General features: G+C 72.6%; 16 protein-coding genes. 6 read left to right on the top strand and 10 right to left on the bottom strand.

Annotation, left to right across the window (positions count from 1 at the left end; all coding sequences use genetic code 11):
• Positions 1-52: 52 nt before the first annotated feature.
• A complete protein-coding gene (gene pdxR, locus ACWGJM_RS08255; protein WP_453410841.1) occupies positions 53-1447 on the bottom strand; it encodes a MocR-like pyridoxine biosynthesis transcription factor PdxR in 1395 nt (464 codons plus the stop codon).
• A gap of 47 nt (positions 1448-1494) precedes the next feature.
• Between pdxR and ACWGJM_RS08250 the strand changes: the two genes are divergently transcribed.
• From ACWGJM_RS08250 to ACWGJM_RS08235, 4 genes are all read left to right on the top strand, one after another.
• The gene (locus ACWGJM_RS08250; protein WP_453410840.1) at positions 1495-2001 is read left to right on the top strand and encodes a carboxymuconolactone decarboxylase family protein; all 507 of its coding nucleotides are present in this window, start codon (positions 1495-1497) and stop codon (positions 1999-2001) included.
• A complete protein-coding gene (locus tag ACWGJM_RS08245; protein ID WP_453410839.1) occupies positions 1998-2468 on the top strand; it encodes a carboxymuconolactone decarboxylase family protein in 471 nt (156 codons plus the stop codon). Before ACWGJM_RS08250 ends, ACWGJM_RS08245 begins: the two co-directional genes overlap by 4 nt.
• Before the next feature lie 75 nt (positions 2469-2543).
• Complete coding sequence (locus tag ACWGJM_RS08240; RefSeq protein ID WP_453410838.1) at positions 2544-2744, top strand: hypothetical protein; 201 nt, start codon at positions 2544-2546, stop codon at positions 2742-2744.
• Positions 2741-3058: a type II toxin-antitoxin system PemK/MazF family toxin gene (locus tag ACWGJM_RS08235; protein ID WP_453410837.1), complete on the top strand. Its 318-nt coding sequence runs from the start codon at positions 2741-2743 to the stop codon at positions 3056-3058. Before ACWGJM_RS08240 ends, ACWGJM_RS08235 begins: the two co-directional genes overlap by 4 nt.
• Before the next feature lie 44 nt (positions 3059-3102).
• Here the strand turns inward: ACWGJM_RS08235 and ACWGJM_RS08230 are convergent, their stop codons facing one another.
• The 6 genes from ACWGJM_RS08230 to ACWGJM_RS08205 form a co-directional block, all read right to left on the bottom strand.
• Positions 3103-4065, bottom strand: coding sequence for an ABC transporter substrate-binding protein (locus ACWGJM_RS08230; RefSeq protein ID WP_453410836.1), 963 nt, complete (start codon positions 4063-4065; stop codon positions 3103-3105).
• 1 nt (position 4066) lies between these two features.
• On the bottom strand, positions 4067-6004 hold the full coding sequence (locus tag ACWGJM_RS08225) for an ABC transporter permease (protein ID WP_453410835.1): 1938 nt from the start codon (positions 6002-6004) through the stop codon (positions 4067-4069).
• Entirely contained in the window at positions 6004-7185 is a 1182-nt protein-coding gene (locus tag ACWGJM_RS08220) for a quaternary amine ABC transporter ATP-binding protein (protein WP_453410834.1), read from the bottom strand. The genes ACWGJM_RS08225 and ACWGJM_RS08220 overlap by 1 nt, the downstream gene beginning before the upstream one ends.
• Positions 7182-8714, bottom strand: coding sequence for a GMC family oxidoreductase (locus ACWGJM_RS08215; RefSeq protein ID WP_453410833.1), 1533 nt, complete (start codon positions 8712-8714; stop codon positions 7182-7184). Before ACWGJM_RS08215 ends, ACWGJM_RS08220 begins: the two co-directional genes overlap by 4 nt.
• Before the next feature lie 143 nt (positions 8715-8857).
• Positions 8858-10378 (bottom strand): aldehyde dehydrogenase family protein, encoded by a 1521-nt coding sequence (locus tag ACWGJM_RS08210; RefSeq protein ID WP_453410832.1) that lies wholly within the window; start codon positions 10376-10378, stop codon positions 8858-8860.
• Between the two features lie 279 nt (positions 10379-10657).
• The gene (locus ACWGJM_RS08205) at positions 10658-11665 is read right to left on the bottom strand and encodes a LysR family transcriptional regulator (protein ID WP_453410831.1); all 1008 of its coding nucleotides are present in this window, start codon (positions 11663-11665) and stop codon (positions 10658-10660) included.
• Positions 11666-11766: 101 nt separating this feature from the next.
• Here ACWGJM_RS08205 and ACWGJM_RS08200 point away from each other — a divergent pair, with 101 nt between their 5' ends.
• Together ACWGJM_RS08200 and ACWGJM_RS08195 are read left to right on the top strand one after the other, a co-directional pair.
• Positions 11767-13170 (top strand): MFS transporter, encoded by a 1404-nt coding sequence (locus tag ACWGJM_RS08200; RefSeq protein WP_453410830.1) that lies wholly within the window; start codon positions 11767-11769, stop codon positions 13168-13170.
• A gap of 42 nt (positions 13171-13212) precedes the next feature.
• Positions 13213-13902: a siderophore-interacting protein gene (locus ACWGJM_RS08195; protein ID WP_453410829.1), complete on the top strand. Its 690-nt coding sequence runs from the start codon at positions 13213-13215 to the stop codon at positions 13900-13902.
• Between the two features lie 3 nt (positions 13903-13905).
• On the opposite strand, the gene ACWGJM_RS08190 is transcribed toward ACWGJM_RS08195, so the two are convergent.
• From ACWGJM_RS08190 to ACWGJM_RS08180, 3 genes are all read right to left on the bottom strand, one after another.
• A complete protein-coding gene (locus tag ACWGJM_RS08190; RefSeq protein ID WP_453410828.1) occupies positions 13906-14967 on the bottom strand; it encodes a hypothetical protein in 1062 nt (353 codons plus the stop codon).
• Positions 14968-15084: 117 nt separating this feature from the next.
• Complete coding sequence (locus ACWGJM_RS08185) at positions 15085-16074, bottom strand: malate dehydrogenase (RefSeq protein ID WP_453410827.1); 990 nt, start codon at positions 16072-16074, stop codon at positions 15085-15087.
• 379 nt (positions 16075-16453) lie between these two features.
• Positions 16454-17524: a DUF2690 domain-containing protein gene (locus ACWGJM_RS08180; protein WP_453410826.1), complete on the bottom strand. Its 1071-nt coding sequence runs from the start codon at positions 17522-17524 to the stop codon at positions 16454-16456.
• Positions 17525-17653: the final 129 nt, after the last annotated feature.

The raw sequence follows: 17653 nt of genomic DNA, 5'->3' as shown, positions 1-17653 counted from the left end.
CTCTAATACCTCTGTCCGCCGAAATGAATTCTGGACAGGAAAACACGTCCGATTATTCGGGCAGCGCCGCGCACAGCGCGTCCAGTGCCCCGGACCACGCGTGGTCCGGGGGTGTCCCGTACCCCACGACGAGCGCGTCCGGCTGCTCGGTGGTCGACTCCGGATGCCGGTAGCGGCTCAGGCCGTGCACCGCGACGCCGTGCCAGGCCGCCGCCCGCAGCGTCGCCTGTTCGGTGCCCGGCGGGAGCCGCAGCACCACGTGCAGGCCCGCCGCGATGCCGGTGGCGCGGACCGCGGGGGCCCTCCTGGCGAGTTCGGCCACCAGGGCGTCCCGGCGCCGCCGGTAGCGCAGGCGGGAGGCGCGGACGTGGCGGTCGTAGGCGCCGGAGGTGAGGAACTCGGCGAGGGTCAGCTGGTCCATCACCCCGCAGGTGTCGATGCCGCCCTTGGCCGCCGTGACCTCCGTGACCAGCGCCGACGGCAGCACCATCCAGGCCAGCCGGAGGCCGGGGGCGAGGGACTTGCTGGCGGTGCCCAGGTGGACCACGTGGTCGGGGTCGAGTCCCTGGAGGGCGCCGACCGGCTGGCGGTCGTAGCGGAACTCCCCGTCGTAGTCGTCCTCCAGGACCAGCCCGCCGGTGTGCCGGGCCCAGTCCACGACGGCCGCCCGCCGGTCGGGGTGCAGTGCCACGCCCATCGGGAACTGGTGGGCGGGGGTGAGCAGCACGGCCTCGGCGGAGCCCAGTCCGTGGGGGTCGGTGCCGAGTTCGTCGTACGGCAGTGGGCGCGTGGTCAGTCCCGTGTCGGTCAGCAGCTTCCAGTGGATGTCGAGGCCGTACGACTCCACCGCCACCGTCCGCACGCCGCGCGCCCGCAGCACCCGGGCGAGGATCCGCAGACCGTGCGCGAACCCGGCGCAGACGACGATGGCGTCCGGGTCGGCGCGTACGCCCCGGGAGCGGGAGAGGTAGGCGGCGAGGGCGGTGCGCAGCTCGGGACGGCCCCGTGGGTCGCCGTAGTCGAGGGCGTGGCTGGGGGCGGCGGTCAGGGCGCGGCGGGCGGCCTTGAGCCATTCGGCGCGGGGGAAGGCGGCGAGGTCGGGGGTGCCGGGGACGAGGTTGTAGGCCGGGCGGGGCGGTTCACGGCGGCGGGGTGCCGTGCTGCCGGCCGCCGGGACCACGGTCCGGTCCGCGACTCGCGTGCCCGAGCCCTGCCGGGCGGTGAGCCAGCCCTCGGCGACCAGGTCGCCGTAGGCGTCGGCGACCGTGTTGCGGGCGATGCCCAGGTCGGCGGCGAGAGTGCGGGAGGAGGGCAGCCGGGTGCCGGGGGCGAGGCGGCCGGTGCGGACGGCGTCCCGCAGGGCGTCGGTGAGGCCCCGGCGCAGGCCGCCCGAGCGGGCCGGTTCCAGGTGCAGGTCGATACCCAAAGTGGCCCAGTTTTCTGCCATGGAAATGGACCATACTCCTGGGCTGCATCGCTCCTAGGGTCGAGGGCATGAGCACACAGGAAACCGTCGAAACCATCGAATACGCACCCGAACAGGCTCCGCGCCTCCGCTGGGCCCAGCTGGCCCCCGAGGTCTACAAGGCGATGGTCCGGCTGGACACGGCCGCCAGGAAGGGCCTGGAACCCAAGCTGTACGAGCTGGTGAAGATCCGCGCCTCGCAGATCAACCACTGCGCCTTCTGCATCGACATGCACACCAAGGACGCCCTCGCGGCCGGCGAGAGCGTCGAGCGGATCGTGCAGCTCAACGCGTGGGACGAGTCGAGGCACTTCTACACGGAGAAGGAACTCGCGGCGATCGAGCTGACCGAGGCGGTCACCGTCCTGACGGACGGGTTCGTGCCGGACGAGGTGTACGACCGGGCCGCCAAGCAGTTCGACGAGGCCGAACTGGCCCAACTGATCGCCGCGATCACGACGATCAACGCGTGGAACCGGTTCGGCGTGACCACCCGGATGACCCCGGGCCACTACCAGCCGGGGCAGCACCAGTGAGCCGTACGCAGCTGCTGGACCGGGAAGTCGGCACGGCCATGTCCGCGCTCAGCGCGGCCGCGAAGAAGGGGCTCGGCGACCCGGCCCTCGCCGAACTGGTCATGATCCGCGCCTCACAGCTCAACCACTGTGCGTTCTGCCTCGACATGCACCTCCAGGTGGCCCGCAAGAACGGGGAGTCGGAGGAGCGTATCCAGCTGCTGAACGCCTGGGAGGAGGCGGAGGACCTCCACAGCGAGCGGGAGCGGGCGGCGCTGGCGCTGACCGAGGCGGTGACCGTGCTGACTGGGGGCACCTCCCGGACGAAGTCTGGGGGAGGCTTCGTCCCGGACGAGGTGTACGCCACGGCCGCCAAGCACTTCACCGAGCCCGAACTCGCCCACCTCATCGCCCTGATCACCGCCATCAACAGCTGGAACCGGCTGATGGTGAGCCGACGCGTCCCGCCGGGGGGTTACCGGCCGTGAGCGGGGCGCAGGCCCCCACGCCGCCTTGTTGTACATTCGTTGGACAGTTGCTGAACATCACGCTAGCCTCGAAGCATGGCGAGCACCATAGGGTTCCGGCCCACCGAAGAGGACGAGCGCATCATCAAGGCCGCCATGAAGAGCGGCGACAGTACCAGTGACGTGATCCGGCGCGCGCTGCGGTTGCTGGAGCGCGAGGTGTGGCTGACCGAGGCCCGGGCGGCGGCCGAACGGCTCGCGGACGAGGACCTCTCCGAGGAAGAGGAGGCCTGGTGATCCGGGGCGCCGTCTACCGGGTGGATCTGGGCGACGCCAAGCGGGGACACGAGCGGCGCGGCAAGCGGTATGGCCTGGTCATGAGCCCTTCCTCAATGCCGTGGAACGTCGCGACCATCATCCCGACGTCCACTGGGGCGCAGCCCGCGGTGTTCCGTCCGGAGCTGGAGATCGCCGGCACACGGACCCGGCTGCTCGTCGACCAGATCCGCACCGTCGATGTGCAGTACGTCCACGGCGACCCCGTCCACTACCTCGACCGCGACGAAATGGCCGAAGTGGAGCACGCGCTCAGCCGCTACCTCGGGCTCTGATCCGCCGGGCGCCCGCTACAGGCGCCCGGCGGTTGCACCGGCCGTCAGGACAGCCACGCCTTCCACGTGGAGGGGTGACTGTCCACCCACTTCTTCGCCGCCTCCTCCGGGGTCAGCTTCTGGTCGGCGATCATCAGGGACACCTCGTTCTGGTCCTCGGTGGTCCAGTTGAACTTCTTCAGGAAGGCGGCCGCCTTGCCGCCCGACTTGGCGAAGTCGGCGTTGAGGTACTTCTGAAGCGGGGTGTGCGGGTAGGAGCAGGCGACCTTGGCCGCGTCCGCGTCGCAGCCCTCCTTGTACGGCGGCAGCTTCACCTCGGTCATCGGGACCTTCTTGAACAGCCACTGGGGCGAGTACCAGTACGTCAGGAAGGGCTTCTTCTCCTTGGCGAACTGCCGCATCTGGGTGATCTGGGCGGCCTCGGAGCCGGCGAAGACGACCTGGTAGTCCAGCTTGAGGTTGTTCACCAGCGCCTTGTCGTTGGTGACGTACGACGGGGAGCCGTCCAGGAGCTGGCCCTTGCCGCCGCTCTCCGCGGTGCGGAAGAGGGAGGAGTACTTGTTGAGGTTCCTCCAGTCGGTGATGTCCGGGTGCTGCTTGGCGAGGTAGGTCGGGACGAACCAGCCGATGTGGCCGGTCACCCCCAGTCCGCCGCCGCGCGCGATCGTCTTCTTGTCGTCGACGTACCGCTTCTCCTGGTCGGGGTGGCCCCAGTCCTCCAGGATGGCGTCGACCCGGCCCTGGCTGAGCGCGTCCCAGGCGGGGACCTCGTCGACCTGGACGGTGTCCACGCGGTAGCCGAGCTTGTGCTTCAGCAGGTACTGGGCGACGGCCACGTTGGACTGGGCGCCGACCCAGGACTGCACGGACAGGGTGACCGTCTTCGACCCCTGCGCGTTGGCGAACGGCGAGGCCTGCTTGGTCATGTCGGCGGCGCCGCATCCGGTGAGCAGCGACAGGGTCGCCGCGCCCGAGGCGATCAGGGCCGCCCTGCGGTTGAGGCTCATGTCACGCTCCCTTCGTCGCGCGGCGTTCGGTGGGCTGGGTCACCCGGTCCAGGACCAGGCCGAGGCAGACGATCGCCGCGCCGGCCACCAGACCGGTCGCGAGGTCGCCCTGGGCGAGTCCGAAGGCCACGTTGTAGCCGAGGGCGCCGCCGCCGACCAGGCCGCCGATGATGACGACGGCCAGGACCAGGACCACGCCCTGGTTGAGGGCCAGCAGCAGCGACCGGCGGGCGAGCGGGAGCTGCACCTGCCAGAGCTGCTGGCGGCCGGTGGCGCCGAGCGAGCGGGCCGACTCCAGCGCGGCCGGGTCGACCTGGCGCAGGCCCTGCGCGGTGATCCGTACGACGGCCGGGAGGGCGTAGACGACGGCCGCGGCGACGGCGGGGGCGCGGCCGACGCCGAACAGGGCGACGACCGGGATCAGGTACACGAACTGCGGCATGGTCTGGAAGACGTCCAGGACCGGGCGCAGCGCCCGTTCGAAGCGGTCGCTGCGGGCGGCGGCGATACCGGTGGCGAAGCCGAGGACGAGGGTGACGGCGACGGCCGCGAGGACCTGCGAAAGGGTGTCCAGGGACGGCTCCCACACGCCGAGCACACCGATCGCGGCCATCGCGAGCACGGCGGTCAGCGCGGTGCGCCAGGTGCCGATCACCCAGGCCAGCGCGGCCACGATCAGCAGCACCGACCACCAGGGCAGCCACTGGAGACCGGAGCGCAGCGGGTCGAGGACCCAGGTGGTGAAGTGGCCGGCCCAGTCCGCGGTGCCGCCGACGACCGGAACGCCGGTGTACAGGTGCGCGGTCATCCAGTCGACGGCCCGGTTGACGGGTTCGGCGATGTCCAGGGTCCAGGCGTCGGGCCAGTCGGCACGGCCCAGGAGGCGGGCGGCCAGGGCGACGGCCACGGTGCCGGCCGCCGCGTACAGCCGGCCGGTGGTCCGGGGACGGGAGGTGCCGTCCCCGGCCGCGCAGGTGACCCGGTCCAGGACGACGGCGAGGAGCACGATCGGGATGCCCGCCGACAGGGCCGCGCCCACGTCGACGGAGGCCAGCGCCTGGTAGACGCGGTCACCGAGGCCGCCGGCGCCGATGACCGAGGCGATGACCGCCATGGACAGCGCCATCATGATCGTCTGGTTGAGGCCGAGGAGGAGTTCCTTGCGGGCCAGCGGGATGCGCGCGGTCAGCAGCCGCTGCCGGGCCGTCGCGCCGAGCGAGTCCACCGCCTCCAGCACCTCGGGGTCGGCGCCGCGCAGGCCGAGCGCGGTGAGGCGGGCCATGGGCGGGGCGGCGTAGACGACGGTGGCGAGGACCGCCGCCGGGACGCCGATGCCGAAGACCAGGACGACCGGGAGCAGGTAGGCGAAGGCCGGGAGCACCTGCATGGTGTCCAGGACCGGGCGCAGGGCGCGGTTCAGGCGGTCGGAGAGCCCGGCGCCCAGGCCGAGCACGAAGCCGACGGCCACGGAGACCAGGACGGCGACCACCATCAGCGCGAGGGTCTGCATGGTCGGCACCCACATGCCGAGCACACCGCAGGCGAGGAACGCGACGGCCGTGCCCAGCGCGAGCCGGACCCCGGCGGCCCGCCAGGCGACGAGCGCGCCGAACGCGGTGACGCCGGCCCAGCCCGCGGCGAGCAGGGTGAGGTACACGGCGCGTACGGCGAGTACGACCGCGTTGCTGATGTAGCCGAAGAAGTACAGGAACAGCGGGTGGCTGTCCCGGTTGTCGATGACCCAGTCGCTGGCGCTGGAGAGCGGCTTGGCCAGGTCGACGGTCAGCGTGTGCGGCCATGCGGCGCTCGGCCAGCGGGCATCGGCCAGAGGGACGAGGACCGCGGCGGCGAGGGCGAGCAGGAGGAGTTTGTGGGTGGCGCGGTGTTTGAGGATGCCGGGGAGGGCGAGACGCGGGGCGCTCGCGGTGACGGTGGCCATCAGACGACCTCCGCGCCGGTGCCGGCGGGCGGCGTCTGCGGCCGGCGCTTCGGGAGGGCCGCCCTCTCCCGAGCCCGTGCGGCCACTCGGGCGGCACGGCTGCTCGCGGCCGCGGGGTTGCCGGCCACGAACCCGAGCAGTGCGTCCGCGTCCACCACCCCGAGGCACCGCCCCCGGTCCACCACGCACGTCGTCCTGCCGTCGGCCGCCACGGCCTTGATCGCGTCGGCGACGACCATGTCCGGCCGGAGCGCGCCCGGGTGGTCCGGGCCGCCGCAGTCGCCGGGACGCATGGCCGAGCGGACGGTCATGACCTGTTCGCGCGGCACGTCCCGGACGAACTCGCGGACGTAGTCGTCGGCCGGGGAGCCGACGATCTCCTCCGGCGTGCCGAGCTGCACCACGCCGCCGTCGCGCATGAGGGCGATGCGGTCGCCGAGTTTGAGGGCCTCGGTGAGGTCGTGGGTGATGAAGACCATCGTGCGGCCCTCCTCGCGGTGCAGGCGGACCACCTCGTCCTGCATGTCGCGCCGGATCAGCGGGTCGAGGGCGCTGAACGGCTCGTCGAAGAGCAGCACCTCGGGGTCGACGGCGAGCGCGCGGGCGAGGCCGACGCGCTGCCGCTGGCCGCCGGAGAGCTGGGCGGGCCGGCGCTTTTCCATGCCCTTCAGGCCGACCTTGTCGACGACCTCCTTCGCCCGGGCCCGGCGCTCGGCGCGGCCGACGCCCTGGATCTCCAGTCCGTAGGCCACGTTGTCGAGGACCGTGCGGTGCGGGAGCAGGCCGAAGTGCTGGAAAACCATGGCGGCGCGGTGGCGGCGCAGTTCACGCAGCCGGGTGCGGTCCATGGAGCGGACGTCCTCGCCGTCGATGGCGATGGTGCCCGAGGTCGGTTCGATCAGCCGGGTCAGACAGCGCACCAGGGTGGACTTGCCGGAGCCGGACAGGCCCATGACGACGAAGACCTCGCCCTTGCGGACGTCGAAGGAAACGTCGCGGACAGCGGCCGTGCAGCCGGTGCGGGAGCGCAGTTCGGCGGGCGGGAGGCCGGTCAGCTCGGGGTCGGCCGGGACGCGGTCGGCCTTGGGGCCGAACACCTTCCACAGGCCGTTCACCGCGAAGACGGGGGCGTCGTCGGTGGGCGGTTTACGCGTAGCGGGTGTGGTGGGTGTGGCGGTCATCGCACACCACCTCCGATCAGGTCGACGGCTTTCTCACCGACCATCAGCACCCCGATCATCGGGTTGACGGCGGTCATGGTCGGGAACACGGACGCGTCGGCGATGCGGATGCCGTCGAGGCCGCGGATCTTCAGTTCGGGGTCGACGACGGCGAGTTCGTCGTCGACGGCACCCATGCGGCAGGTGCCCGCCGGGTGGTAGACGGTGTGCGCGACCTTGCGGGCGTACTCGCTGAGCTCGGCGTCGCCGAGGATCTCCGGACCCGGGCAGACCTCGCGCTTCAGCCAGCCGGCGAGCGGTTCGGTCTTCGCGATCTCGCGGGCGATGCGGATGCCGTCGACGAGGGTGCGGGCGTCGTAGTCGTCCTCGTCGGTGAAGTAGCGGAAGTCCAGGGCGGGCTTGACCGACGGGTCGGCGCTGGTCAGGTACAGGCGGCCGCGGCTCTTCGGCTTGGGGATGTTCGGGGTCATCGAGACGCCGAACTCCGGCCGCCGGTAGCCCAGGCGTTCGGGGTTGTCCGTGAAGGGGACCTGGTAGAAGTGGAACATCAGGTCGGGGCCCGCGTGTTGGGGGTCGCGGCGCACGAACAGGCCGGCGTCGGAGTCCATCGCGGAGTTCTCGGGGATCGGGCCGTTCGTCTCCCAGACGATCACCGACTCGGGGTGGTCCAGGAGGTTCTCGCCGACGCCCGGCAGGTCGTGGGAGACCGGTATGCCGAGCCGTTCCAGGTCGGCCTTCGGACCGATGCCGGAGTGCAGCAGCAGGCGGGGCGAGTCGACCGCGCCGGCGCACAGCAGGACCTCGGTGCGGGCCCGTACGAGGATCTCCTCGCCGTCCTTGGTGCGGACGTGCACGCCGCGGGCGTGGTTGCCGTCCAGCTCCAGCTTGTACGCCCAGGTCTCCAGCAGGACGGTGAGGTTGGGGCGCTCGTCCATCACCGGGTGCAGATAGGCCACGGAGGCGCTGGAGCGCTTGTTGTCCTCGGGGTGGTAGGCGAGGTCGAAGAATCCGGTGCCCTCGGTGAAGGGTTTGCGGTTGAAGCCTTCGACCCGGGGTACCCCGAGTGCGGACTGGGCGGCGTCGACGAAGTCGCGGGCGATGGCGTTCCGGTCCTTCTCGTCGACCGGGACGATGTTGTTGAGGAGGCGGGCGTAGTAGGCCTCCATGGGGACGGGGCCCCAGCCCTTGGCGCCGGCGGCCTCCCACTCGTCCCAGTCGGACGGCAGGGGCTTGAAGGCGATGAGGGTGTTGTGGGAGGAGCAGCCGCCGAGGACGCGGGCGCGGCTGTGCCGGATGTGGGAGTTGCCGCGCGGCTGTTCGGTGGTGGGGTAGTCGTAGTCGAGGTCGCCGCCGAGGAGGCCCATCCAGCGGCGCAGGGTGAGGACGTCGTCGCGGCCGACGTCGCTGGGACCGCCCTCGATGACGGCGACGGTGACGTCCGGGTTCTCGGTGAGGCGGGAGGCGATGACGGAGCCTGCCGTGCCGCCACCGATCACGACGTAGTCGTAGACGTGGGGACTGTCGGACATGGGGCTGCTCACTCCAGGGTGGGGGAACGCTCGGGGGAGTCGGGGGGACGGGGGTGACGGGGTGTTCCGCGGGTGCGGGCGGCCGCGGTGGGGCGTGGTGGGGAGGGCGTGCTGGTGGGGAAGCCGGCCCGGGACGCCGGAGGTCAGCCGGCGAACCAGCGCACCGGCTTCGGCGCCAGGTTCTGGTAGACGTGCTTGGTCTCGCGGTACTCGGCGAGTCCGGCGGGGCCCAGTTCGCGTCCCACGCCGCTCTTGCCGAAGCCGCCCCACTCCGCCTGCGGCAGATAGGGGTGGAAGTCGTTGATCCAGACGGTGCCGTGCCGCAGCCGTCCGGCGACGCGCCGGGCGCGGCCGGCGTCGGCGGTCCAGACGGCGCCCGCGAGGCCGTACTCGGTGTCGTTGGCGAGGAACACGGCCTCGTCCTCCGTGCGGAAGACCTCGACGGTGAGGACCGGGCCGAAGACCTCCTCCCGGACGACCTTCATCTCGCGGTGGCAGCGGTCGAGGACGGTCGGCTCGTAGAAGTAGCCGGCCTCGGGGCGGGTGTCGCCGGGCCGGGGCCGCTTGCCGCCGGAGCGCAGCACGGCGCCTTCTGAGAGGGCGGATTCGACGTAGGCCTCCACCTTGTCGCGCTGCTGCTCGGAGACGAGCGGGCCGCACTCCACACCGTCGTCGGTGCCCCGGCCGAGGCGGATCTTCTCGGCGCGGCGGGCGAGTTCGGCGACGAAGCGGTCCCGGACGGACTCCTCGACGATGAGGCGGGCGCCGGCCGAGCAGACCTGGCCGCTGTGGATGAAGGCGGCGTTGAGGGCCTGGTCGACGGCGGTGTCGAAGCCCTCGTCGGTGGCGCAGGCGTCGGCGAAGACGACGTTGGGGTTCTTGCCGCCGAGTTCGAGGGCGACCTTCTTGACAGTCGGGGCGGCGGCCTGGGCGACCTTGGTGCCGCTGACCAGGCCGCCGGTGAAGGAGACCAGGTCGACATCGGGGTGCTCGGCGAGGCGGGCGCCGACGGTGTGGCCGGGGCCGGTGACGATGTTGGCCACGCCGGCCGGGAGCCCGGCCTCCGCCAGCAGCTCGATCAGGGCGATGGTGGTCAGCGGGGTGATCTCGCTGGGCTTGACGACGAAGGTGTTGCCCGCGGCGAGAGCCGGGGCGATCTTCCAACTGGCCTGGAGGAGGGGGTAGTTCCAGGGGGTTATCAGCGCGCAGACGCCGATGGGCTCGTGCACGACGACGCTGTGGACGTCGGGCGAGCCCGCGTCGACGACCCGGCCGGGGGCCTCGCCGGCGACGAGGTCGGCGAAGTAGCGGAAGGCGTCGGCGACACAGTCGATGTCGACGCGGCCCTCCTCGACGGTCTTGCCCGCGTCCCGGCTCTCCAGCAGGCCGAGTTCCTCGCGGTCGCGCACGAGGAGGCCGGCCACCCGGCGCAGCAGGGCCGCGCGCTCGGCGACCGGCGTACGCGGCCACGGCCCCTCGTCGAAGGCACGGCGGGCGGCGGCCACCGCGACCTCCGCGTCCTTCTCGTCACCCTCCGCGACCACGGCGAAGGGCAGGGCGTCCGCGGGGTCGAGGATCTCGCGGGTCGCGCCGGAGACCGCTTCCAGCCACTCGCCCCCGGCATGGATCGTCGCCCTTGCCTGTCGTTCCGTTGTCGTCGCCATGCTCGCTGTTGCCTTCCGTTCCTGTTCAACTCCGGTGTGTCACACACGTGTCACTCTCGGGGACCGTGTCCGCCTGCCCGGGCCTCGGGATTGCATGCGCAATCGGTGGCCGAAAGTGTGCTGCGTCACTGAAAATGCGGGCAAATTGACACAAGACGGTCCGTGGAACGGCGTGGCAGCCGCAGCCGGGTGACTCCGCTACGGCTGGTGTACGCGCACGGCAGTCGGCGCCCGCCTCGGCGCCCGCCTCCCGGACGTGCAGGCGGCCGAGCGCCGCATTCAGTCGGGGTCGGCGCCCCGGTCCACCGCGTCCCACGGCGCGCGAGCTCGCGTCCCGGCAGCCGCCGGGACCAGGGCCGCCGGCCACTGACGCATCAGATCCCGTACGCGGGCGCGCAGCCAGGCGTGGGCCGGGTCGGCGTCGTGGCGGGGGTGCCAGGCCAGGCCCAGCCGCAGCACCGGGAGGGGAAGCGGTACCTCGAAGGTGACCAGGCCGAGGGCGGAGGCCAGGGGCAGGCCCCAGGAGCTGACCAGGCCGACCAGGTCGGTGTCGCGGAGGACGAAGAGCGAGGCCGGGAAGGTGCCGACGGTGCCCACCACCCGGCGCTCCAGGCCGAGTTCGGCCAGCGCGGCGTCGATCGGGCCGTGCAGCCTGCCGCGCCGCGAGACGTTGAGGTGATCGGCCTCCATGGCGTACCGCTGAGGGGACAACTCGCCGGTGAGGAGCGGGTGTCCGGCCCGTACGACCCCGACCATCCGGTCCTCGCACAGGGTTTCCACGTGCACCTCGGGTGTGGCCGTGTCGATCACGCCGACCTCCAGGTCGGCCGTGCCCTGGCGCAGGAACGGCGCGTCCATGTGGCTCTCGGCGAGGAAGCGGATGCGGATGCCGGGGGCCTCCTCGGCGGCGCGGGCGAACAGCGCCACGCCGAGCGCGGCGGCGATCGCGTCGGGGCCGAGGATCGTGAAGGTGCGGGAGACCGTACGCAGATCGGTGTCGCGGCCCGGCGCGAACAGGGCGCGGGCCCGCTCCACCACCGCGCTCACCTCGGCGCGTACGGCCAGGGCGTGCGGCGTGGGCACCATCCGGCGGCCGGCGCGGACCAGCACCGGATCCCCGAGCGCCTTGCGGATGCGGCCCAGGGTGCGGCTCATCGCCGGTTCGGAGAGGTGCAGGCGACGGGCGGCGCCCTGGACGCTCTGTTCCTCGAGGAGGACGTCCAGCGCGAGGAGCAGATTCAGATCGATCCCGGCCGGTGAGCCCGCGGATTCCGCGGATTGCGTCATACGCAATTGTTCCTTGCGAAGGTTGCACTGGAAAGCAGGTCACGGCCGAGCCTACGGTGACAAGGCAATCCACACCACCCACCGAGCTCCCGGGAGGAGCCGTGCCCGCGCACGCCCTGAAACGCCCGACCCTGCTGGCACTGTGCGCCTGCGTACTCGTCGCGCAGAGCATGGTCGCCGCCATCAACCTCCTCATCCCGCAGCTGGGTTCCTCCTCGCTGCATCCTTCGCACAGCGAGATCCTGTGGACGGTCGACGCCTACGTCATCGCCTTCGCCGGACTCCTCATCCCGGCGGGCGCGCTGGGCGACCGGTACGGCCGCAAGGGCGCCCTGCTCACCGGGCTCGCCCTGTTCGCGGCGGGCGCCGGCACCAGCGCGCTCGCCACCGACCCGGCCGTGCTGATCGCCGGCCGCGGCCTGTCCGGCGCCGGGGCGGCGCTGATCACCCCGGCCACCCTGTCGATCCTGGTGCACCTGGCCGCCCCGGAGCACCGCGCCCGCACGATGGCCTCCTGGACCCTGGCCGTGGGCCTGGGCGGCGCCGCGGGCAACCTCGGCGGCGGCCTGGTCGGCCAGTTCCTGTCCTGGCGGGCCCTGTTCGCCGCGATGGTCCCGCTGGCCGCGCTCCTCGCCCTCGCGGTGGCCGTCACCACCCCGCGCACGGACCGCGCCGCGCGCAGCAACCTCGACCCCCTCGGCACCCTCCTGCTCACGGCGGGCCTGGTCGCGCTCCTCTTCGGCATCATCGAGGGCCCGGCCCACGGCTGGACCTCCGCGCGCATCCTGGGTGCCTTCGCCGCGGGCGCACTGCTGGTCGCCGCCTTCACCGCCCACGCCCTGCGCTCGCCCGCGCCGCTCTTCGACCCTCGCGTCTTCGTCTCGCCCCGGCTGCGCTCGGCCACGCTCGGTACGGCCACCGGCTTCTTCGGTCTGTTCTCCCTCTTCTACGTCAACTCCCAGTACCTGCAAGAGGTCCACGGCTTCGGCGCCGCCCTCACCGGCGTCGCGATCATGCCGCTGACCGTCGGCATGGCACTCGTCCCCAAGCTCGCCGCCCGCTGGGCGGCCCGCCCCCGCCCGGTCGTCGGCACCGGTCTCGCCCTCATCGGCCTCGGACTGCTCGGCGCGTCCACCGCCGACGCGGGCACGCCGTACTGGACGTGGGCCTGCTGGCTGCTGGTCATCTCGGTCGGCACCGGGCTGTCCATGCCCGCCCTGACACTCGGCGTCGTCTCCTCGCTCCCGCCCCACCAGGCGGGCCTCGGCTCCGGGCTCGGCACCTCGGCCCGGGAGATCGGCGCGGCCCTGGGCGTCGCGGTCACCGGCACGGTCCTCTCCTCCCACGCCGACCTGGCCGACGGCATGGGCCCGGCCCTGCGCACGGTCGCCCTGGTGGTGCTGGCGGCGACGGCGGTCGTGGTGGCCGGGTACGACGGACGGAGCGGCTCGCGCACTATCGCGTCCGGCCCGGAACGCGTACTGTCGCGTTCCGGTCGGTCCTGAGCCCCTGTTCGCCGTCCGGTCGCCTTCCCTCCTGGAGCCTCCATGCCCGCCCTGCTGAACCCCGTCCTCGATCTGCTGATGCTGCGCGGGACCGTCACGGCCACCGACCCGATCGCCGCCCGTATGCGCCGGCTGCGTATCGAGGGCGACGGGCTCGCCGGTCTCGAGGTGCGGCCCGGACAGCAGGTGCGGGTGCTGGTCGGCGGCGGGCTGACCCGTCGTACGTACTCGGTGTGGCGCTACAAGCCCGCCGGCGCCGTCGAGTTGTGCGTGCTGGACCATCCGGGGGCGGGGCCCGGCGCGCGGTGGGGGCGGACCGCCGGGGTGGGCGACCAGGTGCGGCTGGGCAGACCGGAGGGCTCCTTCGTACTGCGCCCGGACGCCACGCACCACGTCTTCGTCGGGGAGGAGACGGCCTCCGTCGCCTTCGGGGCGATGCTGGCGGCGCTCCCCGAGGACGCACGGATCACGGGCTGCGTCGAGACGGAGACGGCGGCGGGCCGGCTGCCGCCGGCCCATGCCGACAGACTCGAGTGGCTGGAGAGGGGCGGTACTTCGCTGCCGGAGGCGGTACGGCGGCTCGCTCCCGAACCCGGCGGCGTCGCGTACGTCGCCGGCGAGGCGCGGACCGCACAGGCGGTACGGCAGGTGCTCGTGCGGGAGGCGGGCTGGGACCGGCGGGCGGTCCTCACCAAACCGTTCTGGGCGCCGGGCAGGCGCGGGCTGGAGTGACGGCTACGCGCAGGAGGCGCCGGTCGGGCAGAAGGACGACACGGCCGTGGTGAGCGGCGCGCGGACCAGGCCGGAGGACAGGCTCTCCGGGCCGCTGGAGCGGATCGCGAACAGTGTGCCGTCGGCGGCCCGGAAGCGGTGGTCGATGACCTGGCGGGCGCCCTTGTCCTTGTCGTCGTAGCGGTACGTCAGCTCGGACCAGGTGTCCCCGGACGTGCGGTCGTGGGCCTCGTAGCCGGGCTGGTGCGAGTAGCCGTAGACGGAGTCGTTCTCGGCCAGGTCCAGGGACTCGGCGGGGCTGGACTCGGACAGTTCGAAGATCTGCAACTGACGGCCGTCGGACGGGGAGTCGTAGAACACCACCATGGCCTTCTCGCCCTGCTTCTGCCTGCGTTTCCAGCCCTCGGGGACGTCGAGGGTGTAGCCGACCGGGTCGTGGGCGAGGCGGTAGCCCTCGGGCACCGACGGGGACTCAAGCGTCGAGCCCGAGGCGGTCGACGCGGGCGGCGAGGTCCTGGGGGCCGACTCGGAGACGCCGGCGTCGGGCCCGGGGCCGGACTGCGCGCCGGTTCCGTCGCCGCCGTGATCGCGGCCGAGGTACCAGACCCCCAGGAAGGAGCCTGCCGCGACCAGGACCAACACGGTGACCAGGACGGCCAGGCGGCCGGTGGCACGCCGGGGTGCGGAGGGCGGGGCATAGGCGGGCGGGGCATAGACGGGCGTGGCCGGCGGTGGCGTCCAGGCCGGCGGCACGGGTGGCTGGGCCGGCGGCTGGACCGGGGACGCGGGGACGCCGGCGTAGGGGCCGGACGATGCCCACGGGTGCGGCGGCGGGGGCACGTCACCGTCCTGGTACCGCTGCCGGTCGGTGGCCGGGGGCGCGGGGTCCTCGCGGCGGCGGTCGGCCGCTGCCCGGTCCGCCCACGGCGGGGGCGACTGGGCGGTCTGGGTCTGCGCCGACGCCCACGGCGGCGCGGGGTCCGGCTCACCGGCGGCCCAGGGCGCCTGGCCTCTCTCCTCGCCCGGCTCGCGCTCGGGCCCGTCCTGACTGCTGCGTCCGCTCATCGCGAACCCCCCGAATCACCGTACTGTGCACTGCTCTTGACGGTAGCGGTGAAAACGGGCGCGGGCCCCCTTCCGGAAGAAACCGGAAGGGGGCCCGTACGGAAAGACGCGCGCGGCTCAGATGAGGCCGAGGCCGCGGACCGCCTCGCGCTCCTCCTCGAGCTCCTTGACGGAGGCGTCGATGCGGCCGCGGGAGAACTCGTTGATGTCCAGGCCCTGGACGATCTCGTACTTGCCGTCCTTGGTGGTGACCGGGAAGGAGGAGATCAGGCCCTCCGGGACGCCGTAGGAGCCGTCCGAGGGGATGCCCATGGAGGTCCAGTCGCCCTCGGCGGTGCCGTTGACCCAGGTGTACACGTGGTCGATGGCGGCATTGGCGGCGGAGGCGGCCGACGAGGCACCGCGGGCCTCGATGATCGCTGCACCGCGCTTGGCGACGGTCGGGATGAAGTCCTCGGCCAGCCACTTCTCGTCGTTGACGACCTCGGCGGCGTTCTTGCCGGCGACCGTGGCGTGGAAGATGTCCGGGTACTGGGTGGCGGAGTGGTTGCCCCAGATCGTCAGGCGCTTGATGTCGGCGACCGTGGTGCCCGTCTTCTTCGCGAGCTGGGTCAGCGCGCGGTTGTGGTCGAGGCGGGTCATCGCGGTGAAGCGCTCCGCCGGTACGTCCGGGGCGGCGGCCTGCGCGATCAGCGCGTTGGTGTTGGCCGGGTTGCCGACGACGAGGACCTTGATGTCGTCCGCGGCGTGGTCGTTGATGGCCTTGCCCTGCGGCTTGAAGATGCCGCCGTTGGCGGAGAGCAGGTCGCCGCGCTCCATGCCCTTGGTACGGGGCCGGGCGCCGACGAGCAGAGCCACGTTGGCACCGTCGAAGGCCACGTTCGGGTCGTCCGTGATGTCGATGCCCTGAAGGAGCGGGAACGCGCAGTCGTCCAGCTCCATGGCCGTGCCCTCGGCGGCCTTGAGCGCCGGGGTGATCTCCAGCAGACGCAGCTTGACCGGCACGTCCGCGCCGAGCAGCTGGCCGGAGGCGATGCGGAAGAGCAGGGCGTAACCGATCTGGCCGGCCGCGCCGGTGACGGTGACGTTCACGGGAGTGCGGGTCATGGCGTTCTCCGTATGACAGCTGGCGGTGGGGCGTCCCTGCCCCGGGTGGGACGTGCAAATGATCGATCTCTTGGTATCAAGAGAGATCCAGCGGTCAGGCTATCGCGCATCCGGGATCACGAACGGCCGGGGCTCGTGTGGCCCACCCCACAAGGGCCGCGCCGCGCGCCGCTGCCGCCGCGACCGAACCGAAAAGGCGGCCGCCTGTCCGGGAGAGGAGGAACAGAGACGGCCGCCGATCGGGGGACCGTGGCCGGACTCCCGTGGGGGTAACGTTCGCGTGCCCAGAATTCCGGCGGCCATGCGTGCCACCCTGAATCTTTTCTCCCGGACAGGTGAGCACCCGGGTGCCGGACGCTCCGGCCGCCGCGCGACACCGCTACTTCGTGCACCCCCGCCGCCCCGAGGCCAGCGTCACGCACGCCTTCACCGCGGAGGCGTCGCGTACGGCCGTCATCGGGGTGTAGGCGATCGTGTCCCCGTTCTGTGTGACGGACCCGGTCTCCTTGTGCGCCCCCGCGCTCACCTGCACCGTGTCCCCCGGTGCGGCCCCGGTGATGCGCCCCCACGCCGCCCGGCACGTCCTGCTGTAGCGGACCTCGACGACGGTGGTGCCCACGGCGGCGGTCCTGACGGTGCTGACGAGGTCGCCGCTGCACCCCATGCTCTCCGCGTCCTTGCCGGTGCAGTCGCCGCCCGCGCACTTCACGCCCGCGGGCAGATCGTGGTGGGTGGTGGCGGACGGGGAGGACGACCCGGCCGCGCCCTTGCCGCCCTTGCCGCCACCGTCGGTGAGGAAGAAGACGGCGGCGATGACGGCGAGCGCGGCGAGGGCGCCCGCGAGGAACATCGTCAGCCGTCGTCTGCCCTCCGAAGGACCGTCGGGCTGCCGTGGGGGCTCACCGGGCGAATCGTACGAGCCCGGCGCCGCCCTGCCGTTCGGGACGCGGCCGTTCCCGGCGGCCTCCCGCGCGTCCGCGTCCGGCGCCGTCGGCTGGGGCGGGATCGTGGGCGACACGCCCGCGGGACCCGCGATGCCCGGGGTCACGGTCGCGCTGCCGCCGAAGCGGGCGGCCCTGGCCCCGCCGCCCCCGGTCGCCGCGGGCGGCCCGAACTCCCCTAGCGCGGCCCGCGCCTGGGAGATCCGGCTCGCCTCCATGGTCATGTCGTGGCGCATCTCCGAGCGGCTCCAGGCGCGCTCGGCCAGCTCCCACATGGTGGTCAGATGAACAAGATCGGTGCCCGTCGCCTCGGCGAGCGCGACGACCGCTCCCTTGGGCGCGAGGAGCCGGCCACCCAGGTAACGCTCCCAGGACGTCTTGCTGTAGCCCGTGCGGTCGGCCAAGGCAGCGATGCCCAGTCCACTGCGGTCCACCAGCCGCCGCAACTGCCCGGTGAACTCCTTCACCTGCGGATCGATCTCGTCCGGCAAGGCTTTCCAACGAGGCATCGGTTCCCCCCTCTTCCCCAGTCGGTGCCGCTGGTCCCACGCCGCCCCCACGGGCGCGGGCCCCCTCCAGTCCCCGTTCTGGCTACCCACAGGGATGCGCTCACTCCGGGGCGCAGTTCCCGGGCGGGG

The organism is Streptomyces sp. NPDC054834 (assembly GCF_053611185.1).
This window is presented reverse-complemented; position numbering and strand designations above follow the sequence as displayed.

What these genes read in the sequence shown, in the direction of transcription:
- pdxR (WP_453410841.1), bottom strand. Translation starts at nt 1,447, where the DNA reads ATGGCAGAAAACTGGGCCACTTTGGGTATCGACCTGCACCTGGAACCG.
- ACWGJM_RS08250 (WP_453410840.1), top strand. Translation starts at nt 1,495, where the DNA reads ATGAGCACACAGGAAACCGTCGAAACCATCGAATACGCACCCGAACAG.
- ACWGJM_RS08240 (WP_453410838.1), top strand. Translation starts at nt 2,544, where the DNA reads ATGGCGAGCACCATAGGGTTCCGGCCCACCGAAGAGGACGAGCGCATC.
- ACWGJM_RS08230 (WP_453410836.1), bottom strand. Translation starts at nt 4,065, where the DNA reads ATGAGCCTCAACCGCAGGGCGGCCCTGATCGCCTCGGGCGCGGCGACC.
- ACWGJM_RS08225 (WP_453410835.1), bottom strand. Translation starts at nt 6,004, where the DNA reads ATGGCCACCGTCACCGCGAGCGCCCCGCGTCTCGCCCTCCCCGGCATC.
- ACWGJM_RS08220 (WP_453410834.1), bottom strand. Translation starts at nt 7,185, where the DNA reads ATGACCGCCACACCCACCACACCCGCTACGCGTAAACCGCCCACCGAC.
- ACWGJM_RS08215 (WP_453410833.1), bottom strand. Translation starts at nt 8,714, where the DNA reads ATGTCCGACAGTCCCCACGTCTACGACTACGTCGTGATCGGTGGCGGC.
- ACWGJM_RS08210 (WP_453410832.1), bottom strand. Translation starts at nt 10,378, where the DNA reads ATGGCGACGACAACGGAACGACAGGCAAGGGCGACGATCCATGCCGGG.
- ACWGJM_RS08205 (WP_453410831.1), bottom strand. Translation starts at nt 11,665, where the DNA reads ATGACGCAATCCGCGGAATCCGCGGGCTCACCGGCCGGGATCGATCTG.
- ACWGJM_RS08195 (WP_453410829.1), top strand. Translation starts at nt 13,213, where the DNA reads ATGCCCGCCCTGCTGAACCCCGTCCTCGATCTGCTGATGCTGCGCGGG.
- ACWGJM_RS08190 (WP_453410828.1), bottom strand. Translation starts at nt 14,967, where the DNA reads ATGAGCGGACGCAGCAGTCAGGACGGGCCCGAGCGCGAGCCGGGCGAG.
- ACWGJM_RS08185 (WP_453410827.1), bottom strand. Translation starts at nt 16,074, where the DNA reads ATGACCCGCACTCCCGTGAACGTCACCGTCACCGGCGCGGCCGGCCAG.
- ACWGJM_RS08180 (WP_453410826.1), bottom strand. Translation starts at nt 17,524, where the DNA reads ATGCCTCGTTGGAAAGCCTTGCCGGACGAGATCGATCCGCAGGTGAAG.